The following is a 20,237-nucleotide window of genomic DNA, read 5'->3' as shown; positions in this document are numbered from 1 at the left end:
CTTATCCACATGTCGAACCCGCCGCACGAGGCGCCTGCACTTACCGCTCACGAAGAACATCCCGGCTGGCGCGCGTTCCTGAATACGCGCATGCTGATTTGCGTCTTTCTCGGCTTTACGTCGGGACTGCCGCTGTTCACGCTCGTCTATCTGGTGCAGGCCTGGCTACGCTCCGAAGGCGTCAATCTGAAGGAAATCGGCCTTTTCGCGCTGATTCAGTTCCCCTACACCTGGAAATTCGTCTGGGCGCCGCTGATGGACCGCTACGTGCCGCGTTTGCCGGGCTGGCGGCCGGGCAGACGGCGCGGCTGGATGCTGGTCACGCAGATTCTGGTCGCGGGCGCGATTGCCACGCTCGGTTTCGTGTCACCGAAGGATGCGATCTGGACGGTCGCGGCGTTAACGGCGCTGGTCGCCTTCTTCGGCGCGAGCCAGGACATCTCAATCGATGCATACCGGCGTGAGCTGCTAAGCGACACGCAGCAGGGCCTCGGCAATGCGGTGCACGTGAACGCTTACAAGATCGCCGCGCTGGTGCCGGGTTCGCTGGCGTTGATTCTGTCCGACCATTTGCCGTGGACCACCGTTTTCATCGCCACCGCCGCATTCATGCTGCCTGGCATGGTCATGACGCTGGTGGTGCGCGAACCCGAAGTGCACGGCACACCGCCGAAAAATTTGCGCGAAGCGATCGTCCAGCCGTTCAGTGAGTTCATTCAACGCGACGGCTGGCGCGGCGCGCTCTTCGTGCTCGGCTTCATCTTTCTTTACAAGCTCGGCGACACGATGGCGACTACGCTGTCCACGTCGTTCTTTCTCGACATCGGCTTTTCGCGCACGCAGATCGGCGTGATCGCCAAGACCACCGCGTTCGGCGCGAGTCTGGCGGGCGGGATCGTGGGCGGGATCTGGATGATGAAGGTCGGCATCGGCCGCGGGCTCTGGATCTTCGGCGTGCTGCAGATGGTGTCGACGCTCGGCTTCGCGTGGCTTGCGCATCTTGGCCCAACATCGCCTGGCCTTGCCGTGATTTATGACATCGCCGTCTGGCTGAGCCAGGGCACCTCGGAACTGCTCGCACTAGTCGGCGTCGACTGGGCGGTGCAGCTCGATCCGCGCTCAGTCGCGCTGGCCCTGGTCTACGGCCTGGAAACTTTCGCGACCGGTCTGACGATGGCGGCCTTCACCGCTTACATCGCCAGCACCACCGATCCGCGTTACACCGCGACGCAGTTCGCGCTCTTCACGAGCCTGGCTTCGGTGCCGCGCACGTTGGCGTCGGCGGCAAGCGGCTATGTGGTCGCGCAGATCGGCTGGTTCGACTACTTCATTGTGTGTACCGCGCTGGCGCTGCCCGGCATGCTGCTTCTGCTGCGCATCGCGCCCTGGAGAATCCGGTCGTGACGGTGCTTCAGCCAAAGCGCGTGGTGCGCCTGGAATCGGATGCCGCCAGGACTCCTTCGCCCAAGACCAGCCGTGCGGCGGTGCGTGCGGCGTTGGCGCTCGGTTGCGCAAGCCTGACGTTGACCGTGCCGCTGAGCGCCTACGCGACCGCTATGCCCGCGGTCAGCACCAGTCCAGCAGCGCCGGCCACCGGCACCACGCCGATGCCGGTGCCGGCGCCGGCGGCAAAGTCGGTGCCGAATACGGCGAACCCGGAAAACGCGACATCGGCGGCGGCTGGCGCAACCAGCGCGACGAACGCCGGCAGCGCGCCTGCGGCCGCCACGCCGCCCGCTTCAACACAGCCGCCACCAGTAACGGCCAAAACGCCCGCCGCTACCTCGGCGCCGGCAGCGGCCGCAAAAGCGCCTGCCGCAAATTCAGCGCCCGCTGCAGCCGCCAACACCCCCACACCCCCGACTTACAGTGCTCCGAACACACAGCTGCGCTATGGTGGCTACCTCGTGTTTCGCAACCTGATCCCATCGCCCATGCTCGAGGCACAGGCCGCCGAAGAGTTCAACCAGATCACGTACGGCGCAGAGCACGCGAACCGCCTGTACGGCGACACTGACGCTCATGTCACACGAGTTCGTTCGATCGTCGACAAGCTGATTCCTTACTCGCTGAAGTGGAACGAGCGCGCGAAGGGCTGGAAGTGGGACGTGGCGGTGGTGCGCTCGCCCGATATCCGCATGTACTGCCTGCCGGGCGGCAAGATCGTCGTCTATGGCGGCCTGCTCGATCGCGTACGTCTGAACGACAACGAACTCGGCATGCTGATCGGTCACGAGATCGCACATGCGTTGCGCGAGCATGCGCGCGAGCGGCTCGGCGAACTGCAGGCCAGTCAGCTCGACTCATCCGGCACGATCCCGCAGCTATTCGGGCTCGCCGATCTAGGCGCCGCGCCGCTCGGCATCGGTTCGCGGCTGCTGGAGATGAAGTACGAGAGCACCGACGAAACCGAGGCCGACGTGATCGGCAGCGATATCGCCTCGCGCGCCGGCTTCGATCCGCGTGCGGCAGTCACGCTATGGGACAAGCTCGCCACGGCGACGCGCAGCAATCGCGATCAGGGCTATATCTACGTGCACCCGTACACGCCGGCGCGGCGCAAGGACATCATCAAGCGTTTGCCGGATATGCTGCCGCTCTATGCGAAGGCAATCGGCAAGAGCGTCGATGCGCTGCCGGACTATGCCGGCATGGGTCGCCCGCGCCGCGCCGCCTTACGGGATTGATTCACAATAGCTGGCTTGGTCGCGAGTCCGCCCTGGATTCTGGCGCGCCCCCCCTCATCGCTATCCCGCATTCGCTATCAAGCTGACGTGGTTCAGCTTAATAAGATAGCCGATATTAAAACCGGCTTAAATTCCTGTCGACAAAGGTAGCGCGAAGAGCCCTCTCTCTTTGCGCACAGCGGATCCTTGCTGCCTGCACGGTTGCCACACCAGGCAAACGTATGGCGGACGTCCGCTTCGACTACAACAGGAACAGGCGGTATGAAACCCATCTCTCTCCGTTTGACAAGCCTCGCTGCGTGCACGCTGGTCACGCTCTCGGCATGTGCCGGGGCCTCCCACCTGCCGGATGATCCGTTTGCTTCCCGCGGAACCGCCATGGCGATGGTGCCCATCAATCATACGGACCGCTATGCATTTGATGTATTTGTCGACAAATACTGGGCGGGCGATGCGCCGCCACAGAACGATGGCGCAGCCGCAGCTTGCTGCCACCCTGGCCTCGCGGATTGGCACAAACCCACAACCGTCCGATGGAAGTGGGCTGAAGAAGATCCGAAAGGCGACACGCCAGCGCTGAACAGGGAAACGCGCTCAATGATGGTCCGCTTCCCCGGAGGCGGCCCGCACAGCGACCCCGATCCGAACAAGGACGACGCCTACGTCTGCGTGATCCTGCGCGACCTCAACACGGCCGAACTGGCGTTTTCTCCTTCCAGATCGGGTTGTGCCGATAGATAACTCACTCCCAGAGGACAACTGATGACTGTTCGCCAGGCCAGTGCGCCAACCACCGACAAAGAAATGGACAGGGCCGCCCTTCAGGGCGGAGAAAAGCGCCTCCGTGAGCTGTTTTCCTCGTCCAACAAGGATGGGCCGTACACGTCCATGGACGCCAAATGCCGCCTGTATCCCAAGCTGTCGTTCTTCTTTGATGGTACCAACAACAATCTGGAACGCGACCTACCGCTCAACAGACATTCGAATATTGCCAAGCTCTACCGTGCTGCCATCATTAACCGGCGAAGACTTGGGTCTTCACCAACCTACATCCCCGGCGTCGGCACGCCCTTCCTGATTCCCAAGGTAGCCGGTTATACCGACATGCTCGAAGACGAACCAGGAGGCGTGCGAGGGCTCGGACTGGGCGCAGGCGGCGACATGCGCATCAAGTTCGCGCTGGCCGAGTTTTCGCGCATTCTCGAACGCGAATGGGGCTCTGCTGCGTGGAAGTGCATGCAGTTCATCAACGTCGCCATCTTCGGCTTCTCGCGCGGCGCGACAGAAGCGCGAGCCTTCGTGCGCCGGTTGATCGACATGAAGAGCGAACGTACCGACAGCGGCCTGATTTGGCTCGCCCCGAACGGTGAACGCGTGCCACTACGCATCAATTTCATGGGTTTGTTCGATACGGTCGCTTCGGTCGGCGGCCCCACCCTGCATCTCGACTGGGCATCAGAACTGGCGATTCCGCCCGAAGTGGAGCGGTGCGTGCATTACGTTTCAGCGCACGAAGTACGTCAGGCATTCCCGCTCGATTCGGTGCGGGTAGGCCGCACGTACCCCGCCAACTGCGAGGAGGTGGTGTACCCGGGCGTGCATTCGGACGTTGGCGGTGGCTATGCGCCCGACGAACAGGGCCGCAGTAGCGACCTTGCGCGCATTCCGTTGCGTCATATGCTGGCCGATGCTCTGCGTGCCGGTGCGCCAATGCGGCTGCCACGGCAGTTACCAAAGCCGCTTCAAGAGGATTACACGCTTCCCGATGACAACCCGGTGTTTAGCCTATACCAAGACTACATGACCGCCTTGCCCGAAGCGACCGGCAACGATCTCGAAGCCTTGATTCACGCCCACCGCCGCCTGAATTTCCGCTGGCGCGGCATGCTTGCACGGCAGCGTTCCGATTTGCGCGTGCTTGGCCAGCTTTACGGAAAAGTCAGCCGGACCGTCTGCGCAAGCGTGCCGCCTGCTACGGATCAGGACCACCCGCCCTGCAAGCCCAACACGTGGGTCTACGACGTGCCTGCCAAACCCGAAGCGCAAGCAAAACAGTTGCTGGGTGAACAACGGCGACTCGTGCAGCGGATCGCATTTCTGCGCAATCCTGTCGAAGCTCGCAACGCCGATCGCGATTGGCCGCCACCGCCGCCACGCCAGTTGACCGATTACGAGAAACTGATCCTCTCGTCGTGGGACGATTCGAGCGCAATTCCTCCCGCAGCCGATAGTCTGCTGGCCGAGTACGTACACGACTCGGTCGCCACCTTCACCGCCTGGCCATGCGCACTGTACGACCCACGCGGCGTGTACTGCGATGGCGAGAAATATTATGCACACTCGCGGGACATTGATAGCGACACCCCCGAGATCGTGTAAAAGCCGGGGCGCGGAGACCATCGTCGGGGAAAGGCCACTATCGAGGTGTCACACGAACGCGGCATCGTATGCGAACGCCTGGCCGGTGAGACAAACCGATTTACAGCAAACTCACTTCGCCACCTTGTGGTCGTAATCAACCGTCAGCGGCGCATGGTCGCTGAACTTGATATCGCGGAATACGTCGGTGCGTTTCGCCTTGCCGGCAATGCCCTGCGTCGCGATCTGATAATCGATCCGCCACCCCACGTTCTTCGCATACGCCTGACCGCGATTACTCCACCACGTGTACTGTTCCGGGCGTTGATCCAAAGTGCGAAAGACGTCGACATAACCCACTTCGTCAAACAGCTTGGTGAGCCATTCGCGCTCTTCCGGCAGGCAGCCTGAATTCTTCTGGTTGCTCTTCCAGTTCTTGATGTCGATCTCTTTGTGGACAATGTTCACGTCGCCGCACACGATCACTTCCCGCTCCGCGGCCAGTTCCGCGAGATGCGGCATGAACTCGTCCATGAACCTGAACTTGGCCTGCTGGCGATCCTCACCGCTCGATCCCGACGGCACGTACACCGAGATCACCGACAGTTTGCCGAAGCGCAATTCGACATAGCGCCCTTCCGGATCGAATTCCTCGCTGCCGAACCCGATCACCACTTCATCGGGCTCATGTCGCGTGTACACGCCCGCGCCGCTATAGCCCTTCTTCACCGCATGCTGGAAATAGCCGGTGAAACCGTGCGGCGACATGAATTCCGGCGTCAGATCGTCCTGTGAGCATTTGATTTCCTGCACGCACAGCACGTCGGCCTTCTGTTCGCCGAACCAGTCAAAAAAACCCTTCTTCGCCGCTGAGCGGATGCCGTTCAGGTTGGCGGTAATCACACGCAACATGTCGTTCCTTTTATGTTCGATTCGTTGTTAGAGCAAAGGGCAAAAAGCATACGGTCACTCGATCTTGAGGCCCTTCAGCGATTCTTTGGCAGGCGGATATTCGAGCTTTAACGCTTCGAACGTGCGCAGCAGCAATTCGGCGACCATCACATTGCGATGCGTCTTCGAATCGGCCGGAACCATATACCACGGCGCGTAGTCGGTCGAAGTCGCGGCCAGCGCGTCGCGGTACGCCGCCTGATATTTGTCCCACTGCTTGCGGGCTTCGAGATCGGAAACGTCGAATTTCCAGTGCTTGCTCGGATCGTCAACGCGTGCCTGGAGACGCACACGCTGCTCATCTTTCGAAATGTGCAACATGCACTTGATGATGGTCGTACCGCTGTCGGCCAGCAGCTTTTCGAACTGGCGAATGTGGCAGCAGCGTCGTTCGAACGCTTCGGCATCCAGATTGCCGAGCACGGTCGGCACCAGCACATCTTCGTAGTGACTGCGATTGAAGATCGTCAGTTCGCCGGCAGCGGGCGCCTGCGCATGCACGCGCCATAGAAAATCGTGCGCCAGTTCAACGGGCGTCGGCGCCTTGAACGGCACGATGCGCAAACCGAGCGGATCGACTTCATGAAACACCGCGCGGATCGTGCCGTCCTTGCCGCTCGTGTCCATGCCCTGCAGCACGAGCAACACGCGACGCTTCTGCTGCGCGTGCAGGCGCTCCTGCAGTGTGTCGAGCTTCGCGCCGATCTCCGACAAACGCGCCCGGTCGGCATCTTTCGAACCGGTCGAAAAGGGCTTCGCGGCCGGGTCGAAAGCGTCGAGCGAGAATTTGCCGCTCTTCTTCCCGTCTTCGAAATACGGCACGCGGAAATCGTCGAGTTCGGGTTGCTTCGCCATTCACACACTCCAGGATCTGCGTTTAAACGGGCTCGCAAAATGAAACGGGCCGTTGCCCCACTTTCGTTTCCGGCAACAGCCCGCGGTGGCCAAAGCTCGCGCTTCAGCCGCTTTGTTTCAACTGAGCTTCAACCGAAGTTCAATTCGGCTTCAACTCAGGACAGCTTCTTCTTCAGCAGTTCGTTCACCTGTGCCGGATTGGCCTTGCCCTTGGTGGCTTTCATCGCTTGGCCGATCAGTGCGTTGAACGCCTTTTCCTTGCCGGCGCGGAATTCCTCAACCGACTTCTGGTTCGCGGCGAGCACTTCGTCGATGATCGCTTCCAGCGCGCCGGTGTCCGAAATCTGCTTCAAACCCTTGGCTTCGATGATGCGATCGGCAGCGGCTTCGTCGGTGGCCTGCTCTTCCCAGATCGCGAGGAAAATTTCCTTGGCGATCTTGTTCGAGATCGTGCCGTCGGCAATACGTTGCAGCAGTAGCGCGAGTTGCGCCGACGAAACCGGGCTCTCCGCGATGTCCAGGCCTTCACGGTTCAGTTGCGACGACACTTCGCCCATCAACCAGTTAGCCGCTACCTTGGCCTGAGCCGGACCGACCTTCACGACCACCGCTTCGTAATATGCGGCCATGGCCTTGCTCGACGTCAGCACGTTCGCGTCGTACGGCGTGAGACCATATTGCGACACGAAACGCTGCTGAATCGCGACCGGCAGTTCCGGCATTTCGCTTTTCACGCGCTCGACCCACGCCGCGTCGATCACCAGCGGCATCAGATCGGGATCGGGGAAATAACGGTAGTCGTGCGCGTCTTCCTTGCTGCGCATGGAGCGGGTTTCGCGCTTGTCGGGATCGTACAGACGCGTTTCCTGCACCACCGTGCCGCCGTCTTCGATCAATTCGATCTGGCGGCGCACTTCGTACTGGATCGCTTCTTCGAGGAAGCGGAACGAGTTCAGGTTCTTGATCTCGGCACGCGTGCCGAATTCCGCTTGACCGACCGGGCGCACCGACACGTTCGCGTCGCAACGGAACGAGCCTTCCTGCATGTTGCCGTCGCAGATGCCGAGCCAGGTGACCAGCGTGTGCAGCGTCTTCGCATATGCAACGGCTTCCGCCGCGCTGCGCATTTCCGGCTCGGTGACGATTTCCAGCAGCGGCGTGCCGGCGCGATTCAGGTCGATGCCGGTCATGCCCGCGAAGTCTTCGTGCAGCGACTTGCCCGCGTCTTCTTCGAGGTGAGCGCGCGTCAGGTTGACGACCTTCTCGTACGCTGGATTGCCCGCCTTTTCGTTAGCCGGGACCTGAATCGTCACCTGGCCGCCCTGCACGACGGGGATTTCGTACTGGCTGATCTGATAGCCCTTCGGCAGATCGGGGTAGAAATAATTCTTGCGCGCGAAGATGCTGCGCGGCGCGATCGTCGAGCCGATGGCGAGACCGAATTGAATCGCCCGCTCCACGGCGCCGCGGTTCATCACCGGCAGCGAGCCCGGCAAGGCCAGATCGACGGGGCAGGCCTGCGTGTTCGGCGCAGCGCCGAATTGCGTGGCGGCGCCCGAGAAAATCTTCGATTGGGTCGACAGTTGCGCGTGGGTCTCCAGACCGATCACGACTTCCCATTGCTTGGCCATGGTGCTCACACTCCTGCCGGTGCTTGACGGTGCCAGTCGGTCGCGCGCTGGAACGCGTCGGCCACTTGCAGCATCCGGGCTTCATTGAAATAGTTGCCGATGATCTGCAGACCCACCGGACGCTGCGCATTCGCACCCGCGCCAAAGCCGCACGGTACGCTCATGCCCGGCAAACCGGCGAGGCTCACTGACAACGTATAGATGTCGGCCAGATACATCTGCACCGGATCGTCGCCCTTCGCGCCGAGGTCCCACGCCACCGACGGCGCGACCGGCCCCATGATCACGTCGCACTGCTTGAACGCTTCCTGGAAGTCCTGCGCGATGATGCGGCGAATTTTTTGCGCCTGCAGGTAGTACGCGTCGTAATAGCCATGCGACAGCACGTACGCGCCCACCAGAATACGGCGCTTCACTTCCGGACCGAAGCCTTCGGCACGCGACTTCTTGTACATGTCGAGCAGATCGCGGTATTCCGCCGCGCGATGGCCGAAGCGCACGCCGTCGAAACGCGACAGGTTCGACGAGGCTTCCGCCGGTGCGATCACGTAGTACACCGGAATCGACAGCTCGGTTTTCGGCAGCGAGACTTCCACCAGCGTGGCGCCTAACGCTTCGTATTGCTTCAAGGCGGCGTCGATCGAGGTGCGCACGTCGTCGGCGAGGCCTGCGCCGAAATATTCTTTCGGCAGGCCGATGCGCAGGCCCGCGAGCGGTTTGTCCGCGCCGTCTTCCTTCCACGTCTTGCCGATGTAGCGCGTGAAGTCTTCGTCTTCGCGCGTGAGGCTGGTCGAATCGCGCTCGTCGAAACCGGCCATGGCGTTGAGCAGCGTGGCGCAATCCGCGGCGGTTTGGGCCATCGGACCGCCCTGATCCAGCGACGATGCGAACGCGATCATCCCGTAACGCGACACGCGGCCGTACGTCGGCTTGATGCCGGTGATGCCGGAGAACGACGCCGGCTGACGGATCGAGCCGCCCGTATCGGTGCCGGTGGCAGCGGGCGCGAGGCGCGCCGCGACCGCAGCCGCCGAGCCGCCCGATGAACCACCCGGCACAGCCTGACGATCCCACGGATTCTGCACGGGGCCAAAGTACGAATTCTCGTTGGACGAGCCCATCGCGAACTCGTCCATATTGGTCTTGCCCACGCACACCATGCCGGCGTTCTGTAGACGTGCGACCACCGTTGCGTCGAACGGACTTTCGTAGTTCGACAGCATCTTCGAGCCGGCCGTGGAGCGCCAGCCCTTGGTGACGAACACGTCCTTGTGGGCGATCGGCAGGCCGACTAGCGGGCCGGCGTGGCCGGTGTGAAGCAGCGCGTCGGCCGCTTTCGCCTGCGCCAGCGTCAGATCGGGGTCGACCTGAATGAAGGCGTTCAGGCTGTTGGCCGCGTCGATCCGCTTCAGATAGAGCTGCGCCAGTTCGACTGCGGAGCATTCCTTGGCCGCCAGTGCGGCGCGCAGTTCGGTCAAGCTTTTTTCATGCATTGCGTTTTATCCTGGGCTTGATTCGCGAGTCTTGGTCGATCACTTACTCGATCACTTTCGGCACGAGGTACAGGCCGTCTTGCACGGCCGGCGCCGGGCGCTGGAAAGCTTCACGGTCGACCGTTTCGGTCACCGCGTCGTCACGCAGACGCAGCGCGACGTCTTCGATCTGCTCGATCGGATGGGCAAGCGGGGCGATGCCGGTGGTATCGACCGCCTGCATTTGCTCGACTAAGCCGAAGAAATCGTTGAGCTGGGCAAGCGTGTGCTCAGCGTCGGCGTCAGCCAGTTCGAGCCGCGCGAGGTGCGCGATGCGTTTAACATCGGTCAGGGTCAGAGCCATGCAGTCACCGGAAAATGTGGTGGACCGCCGCAGCGCGGGAAAAACGGTGCTGCGACAGCGGGTTACGACACTGGAGGAAGACCTCGAAAAAGGGGCCAGCGGCGGCGAAAAGTGCCGTCCGTTTCCTTCAAAACATCCAAAATTATAAGGTATCATTACGCGTTCGACCCAAACCCGGACCGACTTACCAAGGCCTTTCTGAACAATTCCCAAAGATCGTTCGGATTTTTCTGACCTGGCCTTGCACCGGCCTCCGGTAGACTCCCTCGCAGCTTCAAGATCCTGTGGCGCCGCATCCGCCCGGTTGAAGCTGTTATTTTTTCCGCTGCCGCCCTGCGCATACGTTGCGAAGGGCTGGCCCCAAGCGAGACAGGATTTTGAATGTTCGGTTTTCTGCGCAGTTACTTCTCCAACGACCTGGCGATTGACCTTGGCACTGCCAACACGCTCATCTATATGCGTGGCAAAGGTATCGTTCTTGATGAACCGTCGGTGGTCTCGATTCGCCAGGAAGGCGGTCCCAACGGTAAGAAAACCATCCAGGCGGTCGGCAAGGAAGCCAAGCAGATGCTTGGCAAGGTGCCGGGCAACATCGAGGCGATCCGCCCAATGAAAGACGGCGTGATCGCCGACTTCACCGTCACCGAACAGATGATCAAGCAGTTCATCAAAACTGCTCACGAATCACGCATGTTCTCGCCGTCGCCGCGCATCATCATCTGCGTGCCGTGCGGTTCGACCCAGGTCGAGCGTCGCGCCATTAAAGAAGCCGCACACGGTGCGGGCGCTTCGCAGGTCTACCTCATCGAAGAACCCATGGCAGCGGCAATCGGCGCAGGCCTGCCGGTGTCGGAAGCCACCGGCTCGATGGTCGTCGACATCGGCGGCGGCACGACCGAAGTCGGCGTGATCTCGCTCGGCGGCATCGTGTACAAGGGTTCGGTGCGCGTAGGCGGCGACAAGTTCGACGAAGCTATCGTCAACTACATCCGTCGCAACTACGGCATGCTGATCGGCGAACAAACCGCCGAAGCCATCAAGAAAGAAATCGGCTCCGCGTTCCCGGGTTCCGAAGTCAAGGAAATGGAAGTGAAGGGCCGCAATCTGTCGGAAGGCATTCCGCGCAGCTTCACGATCTCCAGCAACGAAATCCTCGAAGCCCTCACCGATCCGCTGAACCAGATCGTGTCGTCGGTGAAGATCGCACTCGAACAAACGCCGCCGGAACTGGGCGCCGACATCGCCGAGCGCGGCATGATGCTCACGGGCGGCGGCGCACTGCTGCGCGATCTGGATCGCCTGCTCGCCGAAGAAACCGGCCTGCCGGTGCTCGTCGCCGAAGACCCGCTGACCTGTGTTGTGCGCGGCTCGGGCATGGCGCTCGAACGCATGGACAAGCTGGGCAGCATCTTCTCGTACGAGTAAGCGAGCCCCACCTCCATGTCAGTAGCGCGGATCAGGCAAACGGCCCCTTGCGGGCCGGTTTGCCGTTGGCTGGGCCTGCCAGCCTCCGCGCGCTGAACGCGCGTCCCTCGCGCGCCGCCGTCTCACCCAACCGCTCACGCCCCCGGCGCCGACCATGGAATACAGTCCGCCGCCCCTGTTCAAGCAAGGCCCGTCCGCCCTCGCACGGCTGGCGTTTTTCGTCGTGCTGGCGCTCGCCCTGCTGATCTCCGATGCACGCTTCAAAACGCTCGAAATCGTTCGTGGCGTGCTCGGCGCGGGTCTTTATCCGTTGCAACGCGCAGCCCTCGTGCCGCGCGACATCTTCATGGGCGCGGCCGACCTGGCCGTGACCAGCGCCACGCTGCGCCAGGAGAACGACAAGCTGCGCACCAAAGATCTTCAGCTCTCGCAGCAAGCCAATACAGCCGCCGAACTGGCGGCCGAAAACGCCCATTTGCGCGCGCTGCTGCAACTCTCGCAGCGCTCGACCACACAATCGCTGCCCGCTGAAATCCAGTACGACACGCGCGATCCGTTCACGCAGAAAGTCGTGATCGGCCGCGGTGCGCAGCAAGGCGTCCAGGACGGTTCGCCGGTCGTCAACGAAGACGGCGTGATCGGGCAGGTGACGCGGGTGTTCCCGCTGCAAGCCGAAGTGACGCTGCTCACCGACAAGGACCAGGCGGTGCCGGTGCAGATCGTGCGCACCGGCTTGCGCAGCGTGATTTACGGCACGCCGAAAGGCGATACGCTCGATCTGCGCTTCGTGCCGATCAGCGCCGACGTGCAAACCGGTGACGAACTCGTCACCAGCGGACTCGACGGCGTTTATCCGCCGGGGCTGCCGGTCGCCAAGGTCGTGCGGGTCGACAAACAGGCCGATACGGCCTTTGCACGCGTGATCTGCTTGCCGGTTGCGCCCGTGCGCGGCGCGCGTCAGTTGCTGGTGCTGCACTATCTGAACAATGTGCCGCCGCGTCCGGCGGAAGAGCCCGATGCGGTCGCGACTGCCAAGGACGCGAAAGCGAAGAAGGGCGGCAAGCCCGCGGACAGCAAAGCTGCGGCGGATAAATCCGCTGCGAAGCCTGCTGAAAAGCCGGCCGCTGCTGCCAAGCCCGCTGAAAAACCGCCGGCCAAAGCCACTGCCCCGGAGAAGAAGGCCGCTAGCGAGAAGAAACCGGCCGCTGACAAGAGCGCGAAGCCGCAAGCCACACCTGGGGCCCAGCCATGAACCGTCCGCAATACATCCTGCAGCCGGTCAATCCGTACTTCATCGCGTTCAGCCTCGCCGCAGCGTTCTTGCTGAACCTGATGCCGTGGGGGCGCCTCGCCGGCGTGCCGGATTTCGTGGCGCTCGTGCTGCTGTTCTGGAATGTGCACCAGCCGCGCAAGGTCGGCATGGGCATCGCGTTCTTTCTCGGCTTGCTGATGGACGTGCACAACGCCAGCCTGCTCGGCGAGCACGCGCTGGCGTATACGTTGTTGTCGTATGGCGCGATTACGATCCATCGCCGGGTGCTGTGGATGTCGCTCGGCGTGCAGACCTTCGCGGTGATGCCGCTGCTGGTCGTCGCGCAACTGGTGCCGTTCGTGATCCGTCTGCTGACAGGCGCGGCGTTTCCGGGCTGGGGCTACCTGATCGACGGCTTCGTCGAAGCCGCGCTGTGGCCGGTCGCCAGCGTGCTGCTGCTGATGCCGCAGCGCCGCCCGGCCGATCCGGACGATACGCGGCCGATTTAATCAAGCATCGAGCACGCCGGCCGCTCCGCTGGAACCCGGGTAGCCGGCCCGCTCGACGCGCATCGCTGTTCATGCCTCCCGGTTCCGGCCGGTTTGGGCGCACACTCATGATGGCTGTCACACGGCCTTTTGCAGAATCGCATGACCGAATTCAAGGACACTCAGCAACAGCTCTCGAAGTTCCGCCTGCGCGTCGCGGCGGCGGGCGTGTTCGTGTTCGTCTGCTTCGGGCTGATCGGTTTCCGTTTCCTGGTCCTGCAGGTCTGGCACTACAGCAAGTACTCGCTGCAAGCCGACGAAAACCGCATCTCGGTCGCACCGATCGTGCCGAACCGAGGCATCATCACCGACCGTAACGGCGTGGTGCTGGCCAAGAACTACTCGGCATATACGCTCGAAATCACGCCGTCGAAGCTGAACGACACGCTCGAAAACGTGATCGACAACTTGGCCAGCGTGGTCTCGATCGACGCACGCGACCGGCGCCGCTTCAAGAAGCTGCAGGAAGACTCGAAGAATTTCGAGAGCCTGCCGATCCGCACCCGCCTCACCGACGACGAAGTCGCGCGCTTCACCGCGCAACGCTTCCGCTTTCCGGGCGTGGAAGTGCGCGCGCGCCTGTTCCGCCAATATCCGCTCGGACCGACCGCGGCACACGTGATCGGCTACATCGGCCGGATTTCGCAGCGCGATCAGGACCGCATCGACGACGCCAGCGATCAGAACGACAGCGATCCGGATCACTACGATCCGCGCCTCGACGCGAACAACTACAAGGGCACCGACTACATCGGCAAGATCGGCGTCGAGCAGAGCTACGAGACGGAGCTGCACGGCCAGACCGGTTTTGAGGAAGTCGAAGTAACCGCCGGTGGCCGGCCCGTGCGCACGCTGTCGCGCACCCAGGCAACGCCCGGCAATAACCTCGAACTGTCGATCGATATCGGCCTGCAGCAGGTCGCCGAGCAGGCGTTTGCCGGCCGCCGCGGGGCGCTGGTCGCGATCGAGCCGGCAACCGGCGACGTGCTCGCGTTCGTGTCGGCGCCGAGCTTCGATCCGAATTCGTTTGTCGACGGCATCGATCAGCAGACCTGGGACGAGCTCAACAACTCGCCCGACCATCCGCTCCTGAACCGCCCGCTGCACGGCACCTACCCGCCAGGCTCGACCTACAAGCCGTTCATGGCGCTCGCCGCGCTGACGCTGCATAAGCGCACGCCAGGCTGGGGCTTTCAGGATCCGGGCTCGTACACGTTCGGCGGCCATACGTTCCGCAACGACGTGCGCTCCGGCCAGGGCTGGGTCGACATGAACCGCGCGATCGTGGTGTCGAACGACACGTATTTCTACATGCTCGCGCACGATCTCGGCGTCAACAACATTGCCAACTTCATGAAGCCGTGGGGCTTTGGCCAGATCACCGGGATCGACATTTCGGGCGAAGCGCGCGGCATCCTGCCGTCGACGGAATGGAAGCGCAAAGCGTACCGCAAGCCCGAACAGCAGCGCTGGTATGAAGGCGAAACGATCAGTCTCGGCATCGGCCAGGGCTATAACTCGTTCACCATCCTGCAACTTGCGCACGCCACGGCCACGCTCGCGAATAACGGCGTCGTGATGAAGCCGCACCTCGTGCGCGACATCGAAAATCCGATCACGAAGGAAACGCGCCCGGTCGTGCGCGATCCGAGCGACAAGATCGCCGTGAAGCAATCGGACATCGACATCATCAAGCGCGCAATGGAAGGCGTCGTGACCAACGGCACGGCGTCGAAGCTGTTCATCGGCGCACCGTATCAGGCGGCCGGCAAGACCGGTACGGCGCAGGTCTACTCGCTGCAAGGTGCGAACTACAAGGGCCACGCGATCGCCGAACATCTGCGCGACCACGCGCTCTTCATCGCCTTCGCACCTGCCGAGCAACCGAAGATCGCGCTCGCGCTGATCGTCGAAAACGGCGGCTGGGGCGCGGAAGCAGCGGGTCCGATCGCGCGCCGTGTGCTCGATTACTACCTGGTCGGCAAGGACAAGCCCGGCGCTCAAGCGGCGGCTGTCGCGGCAGCGGCCTCGGCGACCCAGGATGCCTCCGCGCCCGAGGTGGGTGACGCACCGGCGCCGCAGGACGCGCCGCAGCCCGTCAAGGTCGCCGCGGGCTTCACGGCACTGCCGATCCCGGGCGCCGCTTCGGCCGCGGCGGCTGCTTCCGCTGCGGCAGCTGCATCGACTTCGGCAGTTGCATCGACTTCGGCGGCTGCATCGACTTCGGCGGCTGCATCGACTTCGGCGGCTGCATCGACTTCGGCGGCTGCATCGGCGCCTGCGGCTGTGACATCGACGGCTGCGGCTGCTGCTGCTTCCGCATCCGGCGCTTCGGCGGCCGTCGCCGCATCCGCGTCCGCTGCCGCAAAGATCCCGGCGCCGCGTAAATCCGGCGTCCCGCACAAACCCCGCCCGAGCAGCGAGGCGGTGCCGACCGCCGCCGCTCCGCCGCGGGATGACAGCATTCAGCCTACGTCGCCACGCCAGCCGGTTTCCGGCGGCATCGACGAGTAAGGAGAAAGGCATGCAATTCGACAAGCGCGCCTGGCTCGACCGCATCAAGCGGATGTTCGTGGGCTTCGACCGGCCGCTCGCCCTGATCGTGTTTCTGCTGCTGTGCGTCGGCATCGTCACGCTATACAGCGCGACGCTGGACATGCCCGGCCGGGTGGAAGACCAACTGCGCAACATCATGCTGACGTTCGTGCTGATGTGGGCGCTGGCCAATGTGCCACCCACCACGCTGATGCGCTTCGCGGTCCCGCTCTATACGTTCGGGATCGCGTTACTGGTTGCGGTGGCGATGTTCGGCCTCACGCGCAAGGGTGCGAAGCGCTGGATCAACGTCGGCGTGGTGATCCAGCCGTCGGAGATTCTGAAGATCGCCACACCGCTGATGCTCGCCTGGTACTACCAGCGCCGCGAAGGCGTGATGCGCTGGTACGACTTTCTGGTCGGCTTCCTGATTCTGATTGTGCCGGTCGGTTTGATCGCCAAGCAGCCTGACCTTGGTACTGCCGTGCTGGTCTTTGCGGCCGGCCTCTTCGTGATTTACTTCGCGGGGCTGAGTTTCAAGCTGATCGTGCCGGTGCTGATTGCCGGTGTGATCGCGGTCGGCTCGATCGCCGCGTTCCAGGACAAGATCTGTCAGCCGGAAGTGCAGTGGCCGCTGATGCACGATTATCAGAAGCACCGTATCTGTACGCTGCTCGATCCGACGTCCGATCCGCTCGGCAAAGGTTTCCACACCATTCAGGCGGTGATTGCAATCGGCTCGGGCGGCCCGCTCGGCAAAGGCTGGCTCAAGGGTACCCAGGCGCATCTGGAGTTCATCCCCGAGAAGCACACCGACTTCATCTTCGCGGTGTTTTCCGAGGAGTTCGGGCTCGCGGGCGGGATCGTGCTGCTCACGCTTTATATGCTGCTGATCGCGCGCGGTTTGTATATCGCGGCCAATGGGGCGACGCTGTTTGGGCGGCTGCTGGCCGGATCGCTGACGATGGCGTTCTTCACTTACGCGTTCGTCAACATCGGCATGGTGAGCGGGATCTTGCCGGTGGTGGGCGTGCCGTTGCCGTTCATGAGTTACGGCGGCACCGCGCTGACCACGCTGGGGGTCGCGATCGGCCTCATCATGAACGTCGCGCGACAGAAGCGGTTGATGCAGAGTTAGAGCAGGGCGGAGTTCAGGGCGCAGGGCACAAGGCGCAGACCGCGGAGCCAAAGGCAGCAGAAGCGAACGATGCAAAGCCGAATGACACAAAGTCGAAGCAGACCACAACTGGCCCGATAAACAAAAGGGGCGCACCGTCAGGAGCGCCCCTTTTTCATTTACTGCGGTTTCATTTACTGCGGTTTCACTTCCTTCTGATCCCGCAATTGCGCGCTCAGTTGCTGATACTTGAGTTTCGCCGCCGGATCGCCCTGTGCCGCCGCTGCCGCGTAATACGCACGCGCTACGTTCAGGTTCTTGTCCACGCCGTCGCCACCGCGCTCGTAGAACGAGCCGGTCACGTACTGCGCAGTCATGTCGCCACCTTGCGCGGCCTTCTTGTACCAGATGAACGCCTGCTGGTTATCGCGAGCCGTGCCACGGCCATCGAGGAACTGGTTGGCCAGCGCGAGTTCCGCCTGCACGTGCCCCTGCTGCGCGGCCTTCAGAAACCAACGATGTGCCTCGACCGGATCACGCCCGACGAACTCGCCGTCGTCGTACATCTTGCCGTACACGTATTGCGCGTGCGACATGTTGGCGTCGGCGGCTTTGCGCAGCCACTTCTTGCCTTCGTCGACATTGGCGATGGTGCCTTCGCCGTTGAGCAGCATCATCGCGTAGTTGAACTCGGCAAGCCGGTTGCCGCGCTCCGCCGCTTTGCGGAATTCGGCAAGCGCCGCGCCCAGATTGCCGGCGTTGTAATCGGCGACCGCATTTTGCGTCTCCGGATCGTTCGACTTCGCGACGCGGTTGTCCTGCGCATACGCCGTCAAACTCGCCATCAATGCCGCTGTGACCGCCAAACGCACCGCGACGCACTGCACCTTCCCCATCATGTCCTCACCTCCTGCAACGCCTGGCGGGTCGCGCGCAACATCCACATGACGTCGGCGGCCAGAGCGATAAAACGAAAACCTGCATCGCGATGCTGCTTTGCGCTCGCGACATCCATGGCAAAAATTCCGGAGGCGATACCGGCCTTATCGGCGGCGCCGACAATGCGCGCCATTGCCGCCTGCACGTCGGCATGCTTCGAATCGCCGAGGTGGCCGAGGCTCGCGGCGAGATCAGCCGGTCCGACGAACAGGCAATCGACGCCGGGCGTCGCCGCGATCTTCTCAACTTCCTGCAAGCCGCGCGCCGACTCGATCTGCACGATGGTCGCGATCTGCGCGTTGGCGGTCTGCACGTAGTCGCGCCGCATGCCGTACGAAGCCGCCCGCACCGCGCCGGCGACGCCGCGCTGACCGTCGAGCGCCTCGGCGGTCGGATACTGCGTCAGACGCACTGCCCGTGCCGCCTCGTCCGCGCTTTCGATGTTTGGGAACATCAACGTCCGTGCGCCAGCGTCGAGTACGCGCTTGACGAGCCACGCCTCGCTGGCGGGCACGCGCACGACAGGCTCGCTTGGCAGATGCGCGGCGGCGATCGCGCGCAATTGCGACGTGACGTCGCCGCTATCGTTCGGCGCATGCTCCATGTCGATCAGCAGCCAGTCGAAACCGGCATGCGCAAGCGCCTCGGCTGCAGAATCGCTGCCGAGCGAAAGCCACAGGCCGAACAGCGGATCGGCTTCTTTCAGACGTTGCTTGAGGGGATTCGTGAAGGTGCTCATTGCCGCGCTCCCTGGCGACGGGATATATCGCCTGAAACACGGGTGAGGATTCTGGCGTGGCGGAATTGACCCGCGCCTGGGCTGTTCCGGCCTGAATGCCTGCTGAAACGTAATGCGGTGACCGGCATGTCTCGCTCCGTGTGGTTATCGGAGCGATCATACCGTGACAATAACGCGGAGGTTGAGCCGCGAGGTTGAGCCGCGCGGCCCCGGGTTTAATCGCGGACCACGTCGGCCCAGCAGTTCGGCGTCTCGAACAGACGCACCTTATGCAAACGCAGATTCACACCGTAATGCGCATCGTAGACATTCGCGAGAATATCGAACGCGACGGCCGCGAGATTTTCAACGGTGGGAATGCGATCGAGTACGACCGTCTTGTGCCCCGCCATGGTTTCCAGAAAACCGCGCACCTGCGTGTCGCCTTCGTAGACGAGGAACGCATGGTCCCACTTGTCGACCAGATGTTCGACCGCGAGCGACTTCACGTCGGCGAAGTCCATCACCATGCCGCGATCCGGCGCGCCTTCAGTGTCGACCAGGTCGCCTTGCAGCGTGATTTCGAGCACATAGCGATGGCCGTGCAGATTACGGCACTGGCTGCGGTGATCGGGGATGCGGTGACCCGCGTCGAATTCGAGTTTTCGTGTAATCGTCAGCACGGCAAATCAGGGAATGTTCAGATACTTGTGGGTCTGCATCGACAGGCGCCATTGCGGATGGCGTTTGCACCAGTCGATCGCGAGCTTGGTGTTGAGCTCGCGCGACGGGCCGTCCATCGGCTGGACGAGGAAATACTCGAAGTCGAGCTTCGCATACTCGGACAAACGCTGGTTGTCCTGCGGAATCACGACCTTCAGTTCGTTGCCCTTGGTGACGACCAGTGGTGCGTCGGCCTTCGGGCTCACGCAGATCCAGTCGATCGTCTCGAGCACCGGCAGCGAGCCGTTGGTTTCAATGGCGATTTCGAAGCCGGCGGCATGCAGCGCATCGACAAACGGCTGATCGATCTGCAACATCGGTTCACCGCCCGTGCAAACCACAAAGCGCTCGCCCTCGCCTTCCGGCCATTGCGACGCGATCATCTGCACCAGCTCTTCGGGCGTACGATACTTGCCGCCGTTCTCGCCGTCAGTCCCGACAAAGTCGGTATCGCAGAACTGGCAGACAGCTTCCGCGCGATCTTCTTCGCGGCCCGACCACAGATTGCAGCCGGCGAACCGGCAGAACACGGCCGGACGCCCGGCATTCGCGCCCTCGCCCTGCAATGTGTAGAAGATTTCCTTGACCGCGTAAGTCATGCTGCTTTCTGCCTTGTGTTCCTGAAGATAATTGCCTGTGCTGCGCCCGTTCGCACGGTGCCC

Annotated in this window: 19 protein-coding genes; 10 read left to right on the top strand and 9 right to left on the bottom strand. The window is 62.6% G+C overall.

The genetic code is table 11. The features are described 5' to 3' along the window. Positions 1–9: 9 nt before the first annotated feature. From AYM40_RS00415 to AYM40_RS00400, 4 genes are all read left to right on the top strand, one after another. The gene (locus AYM40_RS00415) at positions 10–1,404 is read left to right on the top strand and encodes an AmpG family muropeptide MFS transporter (RefSeq protein WP_063494477.1); all 1,395 of its coding nucleotides are present in this window, start codon (positions 10–12) and stop codon (positions 1,402–1,404) included. A 29-nt stretch (positions 1,405–1,433) separates the two neighbouring features. Next, the gene (locus tag AYM40_RS39815; protein ID WP_420488484.1) at positions 1,434–2,687 is read left to right on the top strand and encodes a M48 family metallopeptidase; all 1,254 of its coding nucleotides are present in this window, start codon (positions 1,434–1,436) and stop codon (positions 2,685–2,687) included. Positions 2,688–2,948: 261 nt separating this feature from the next. Continuing rightward, the gene (locus tag AYM40_RS00405; RefSeq protein ID WP_063494476.1) at positions 2,949–3,428 is read left to right on the top strand and encodes a DUF3304 domain-containing protein; all 480 of its coding nucleotides are present in this window, start codon (positions 2,949–2,951) and stop codon (positions 3,426–3,428) included. A gap of 21 nt (positions 3,429–3,449) precedes the next feature. Further along, on the top strand, positions 3,450–5,066 hold the full coding sequence (locus AYM40_RS00400) for a T6SS phospholipase effector Tle1-like catalytic domain-containing protein (protein WP_063494475.1): 1,617 nt from the start codon (positions 3,450–3,452) through the stop codon (positions 5,064–5,066). A gap of 111 nt (positions 5,067–5,177) precedes the next feature. On the opposite strand, the gene AYM40_RS00395 is transcribed toward AYM40_RS00400, so the two are convergent. From AYM40_RS00395 to gatC, 5 genes are all read right to left on the bottom strand, one after another. After that, positions 5,178–5,957 (bottom strand): exodeoxyribonuclease III, encoded by a 780-nt coding sequence (locus AYM40_RS00395; protein ID WP_063494474.1) that lies wholly within the window; start codon positions 5,955–5,957, stop codon positions 5,178–5,180. A gap of 54 nt (positions 5,958–6,011) precedes the next feature. Beyond that, entirely contained in the window at positions 6,012–6,851 is an 840-nt protein-coding gene (locus tag AYM40_RS00390; protein WP_063494473.1) for a PPK2 family polyphosphate kinase, read from the bottom strand. 155 nt (positions 6,852–7,006) lie between these two features. Beyond that, positions 7,007–8,482, bottom strand: coding sequence for an Asp-tRNA(Asn)/Glu-tRNA(Gln) amidotransferase subunit GatB (gene gatB, locus AYM40_RS00385; protein WP_063494472.1), 1,476 nt, complete (start codon positions 8,480–8,482; stop codon positions 7,007–7,009). A gap of 5 nt (positions 8,483–8,487) precedes the next feature. Continuing rightward, entirely contained in the window at positions 8,488–9,975 is a 1,488-nt protein-coding gene (gatA, locus tag AYM40_RS00380; RefSeq protein WP_063494471.1) for an Asp-tRNA(Asn)/Glu-tRNA(Gln) amidotransferase subunit GatA, read from the bottom strand. 43 nt (positions 9,976–10,018) lie between these two features. Further along, positions 10,019–10,318 carry an Asp-tRNA(Asn)/Glu-tRNA(Gln) amidotransferase subunit GatC gene (gene gatC, locus AYM40_RS00375; RefSeq protein ID WP_063494470.1) on the bottom strand — a complete coding sequence of 100 codons (300 nt, stop codon included), beginning with the start codon at positions 10,316–10,318 and terminating at the stop codon, positions 10,019–10,021. On the opposite strand from gatC, the gene AYM40_RS41185 reads away from it, so the two are divergent. From AYM40_RS41185 to rodA, 6 genes are all read left to right on the top strand, one after another. Next, entirely contained in the window at positions 10,317–10,466 is a 150-nt protein-coding gene (locus AYM40_RS41185; protein WP_158515221.1) for a hypothetical protein, read from the top strand. The genes gatC and AYM40_RS41185 overlap by 2 nt on opposite strands. A gap of 233 nt (positions 10,467–10,699) precedes the next feature. Continuing rightward, entirely contained in the window at positions 10,700–11,743 is a 1,044-nt protein-coding gene (locus AYM40_RS00370) for a rod shape-determining protein (protein WP_004189550.1), read from the top strand. A gap of 154 nt (positions 11,744–11,897) precedes the next feature. Continuing rightward, positions 11,898–12,995 (top strand): rod shape-determining protein MreC, encoded by a 1,098-nt coding sequence (gene mreC / locus AYM40_RS00365; RefSeq protein WP_063494469.1) that lies wholly within the window; start codon positions 11,898–11,900, stop codon positions 12,993–12,995. Continuing rightward, positions 12,992–13,504 (top strand): rod shape-determining protein MreD, encoded by a 513-nt coding sequence (mreD, locus tag AYM40_RS00360; protein ID WP_063494468.1) that lies wholly within the window; start codon positions 12,992–12,994, stop codon positions 13,502–13,504. The genes mreC and mreD overlap by 4 nt, the downstream gene beginning before the upstream one ends. A 141-nt stretch (positions 13,505–13,645) precedes the next feature. Next, complete coding sequence (mrdA, locus tag AYM40_RS00355) at positions 13,646–16,057, top strand: penicillin-binding protein 2 (RefSeq protein ID WP_063494467.1); 2,412 nt, start codon at positions 13,646–13,648, stop codon at positions 16,055–16,057. Positions 16,058–16,067: 10 nt separating this feature from the next. Further along, positions 16,068–17,216: a rod shape-determining protein RodA gene (rodA, locus tag AYM40_RS00350; protein ID WP_063494466.1), complete on the top strand. Its 1,149-nt coding sequence runs from the start codon at positions 16,068–16,070 to the stop codon at positions 17,214–17,216. Between the two features lie 173 nt (positions 17,217–17,389). Here rodA and AYM40_RS00345 read toward each other — a convergent pair whose 3' ends face one another. The 4 genes from AYM40_RS00345 to queE form a co-directional block, all read right to left on the bottom strand. Beyond that, entirely contained in the window at positions 17,390–18,094 is a 705-nt protein-coding gene (locus AYM40_RS00345; RefSeq protein WP_063494465.1) for a tetratricopeptide repeat protein, read from the bottom strand. Beyond that, positions 18,091–18,873: an HpcH/HpaI aldolase family protein gene (locus tag AYM40_RS00340; RefSeq protein ID WP_063494464.1), complete on the bottom strand. Its 783-nt coding sequence runs from the start codon at positions 18,871–18,873 to the stop codon at positions 18,091–18,093. Before AYM40_RS00340 ends, AYM40_RS00345 begins: the two co-directional genes overlap by 4 nt. 215 nt (positions 18,874–19,088) lie before the next feature. Beyond that, positions 19,089–19,532: a 6-carboxytetrahydropterin synthase QueD gene (gene queD / locus AYM40_RS00335; protein ID WP_093634683.1), complete on the bottom strand. Its 444-nt coding sequence runs from the start codon at positions 19,530–19,532 to the stop codon at positions 19,089–19,091. A gap of 9 nt (positions 19,533–19,541) precedes the next feature. Further along, positions 19,542–20,174 carry a 7-carboxy-7-deazaguanine synthase gene (gene queE / locus AYM40_RS00330; RefSeq protein WP_063494463.1) on the bottom strand — a complete coding sequence of 211 codons (633 nt, stop codon included), beginning with the start codon at positions 20,172–20,174 and terminating at the stop codon, positions 19,542–19,544. Between the last annotated feature and the right edge of the window lie 63 nt (positions 20,175–20,237).

The organism is Paraburkholderia phytofirmans OLGA172, from assembly GCF_001634365.1.
Taxonomy (GTDB): domain Bacteria; phylum Pseudomonadota; class Gammaproteobacteria; order Burkholderiales; family Burkholderiaceae; genus Paraburkholderia.
Note: the sequence above shows the minus strand (reverse complement) of the source record. Positions and strands in the feature narration are given on the sequence as shown.

Bases quoted from the DNA above. Each gene is read 5' to 3' on its own strand.
- AYM40_RS00345 (WP_063494465.1), bottom strand. From the start codon at position 18,094: ATGATGGGGAAGGTGCAGTGCGTCGCGGTGCGTTTGGCGGTCACAGCG.
- gatC (WP_063494470.1), bottom strand. From the start codon at position 10,318: ATGGCTCTGACCCTGACCGATGTTAAACGCATCGCGCACCTCGCGCGG.
- AYM40_RS00390 (WP_063494473.1), bottom strand. From the start codon at position 6,851: ATGGCGAAGCAACCCGAACTCGACGATTTCCGCGTGCCGTATTTCGAA.
- queE (WP_063494463.1), bottom strand. From the start codon at position 20,174: ATGACTTACGCGGTCAAGGAAATCTTCTACACATTGCAGGGCGAGGGC.
- AYM40_RS00370 (WP_004189550.1), top strand. From the start codon at position 10,700: ATGTTCGGTTTTCTGCGCAGTTACTTCTCCAACGACCTGGCGATTGAC.
- AYM40_RS00405 (WP_063494476.1), top strand. From the start codon at position 2,949: ATGAAACCCATCTCTCTCCGTTTGACAAGCCTCGCTGCGTGCACGCTG.
- mreD (WP_063494468.1), top strand. From the start codon at position 12,992: ATGAACCGTCCGCAATACATCCTGCAGCCGGTCAATCCGTACTTCATC.
- AYM40_RS00400 (WP_063494475.1), top strand. From the start codon at position 3,450: ATGACTGTTCGCCAGGCCAGTGCGCCAACCACCGACAAAGAAATGGAC.
- gatA (WP_063494471.1), bottom strand. From the start codon at position 9,975: ATGCATGAAAAAAGCTTGACCGAACTGCGCGCCGCACTGGCGGCCAAG.
- AYM40_RS00415 (WP_063494477.1), top strand. From the start codon at position 10: ATGTCGAACCCGCCGCACGAGGCGCCTGCACTTACCGCTCACGAAGAA.
- rodA (WP_063494466.1), top strand. From the start codon at position 16,068: ATGCAATTCGACAAGCGCGCCTGGCTCGACCGCATCAAGCGGATGTTC.
- AYM40_RS00395 (WP_063494474.1), bottom strand. From the start codon at position 5,957: ATGTTGCGTGTGATTACCGCCAACCTGAACGGCATCCGCTCAGCGGCG.
- AYM40_RS41185 (WP_158515221.1), top strand. From the start codon at position 10,317: ATGCAGTCACCGGAAAATGTGGTGGACCGCCGCAGCGCGGGAAAAACG.
- gatB (WP_063494472.1), bottom strand. From the start codon at position 8,482: ATGGCCAAGCAATGGGAAGTCGTGATCGGTCTGGAGACCCACGCGCAA.
- AYM40_RS00340 (WP_063494464.1), bottom strand. From the start codon at position 18,873: ATGAGCACCTTCACGAATCCCCTCAAGCAACGTCTGAAAGAAGCCGAT.
- mreC (WP_063494469.1), top strand. From the start codon at position 11,898: ATGGAATACAGTCCGCCGCCCCTGTTCAAGCAAGGCCCGTCCGCCCTC.
- mrdA (WP_063494467.1), top strand. From the start codon at position 13,646: ATGACCGAATTCAAGGACACTCAGCAACAGCTCTCGAAGTTCCGCCTG.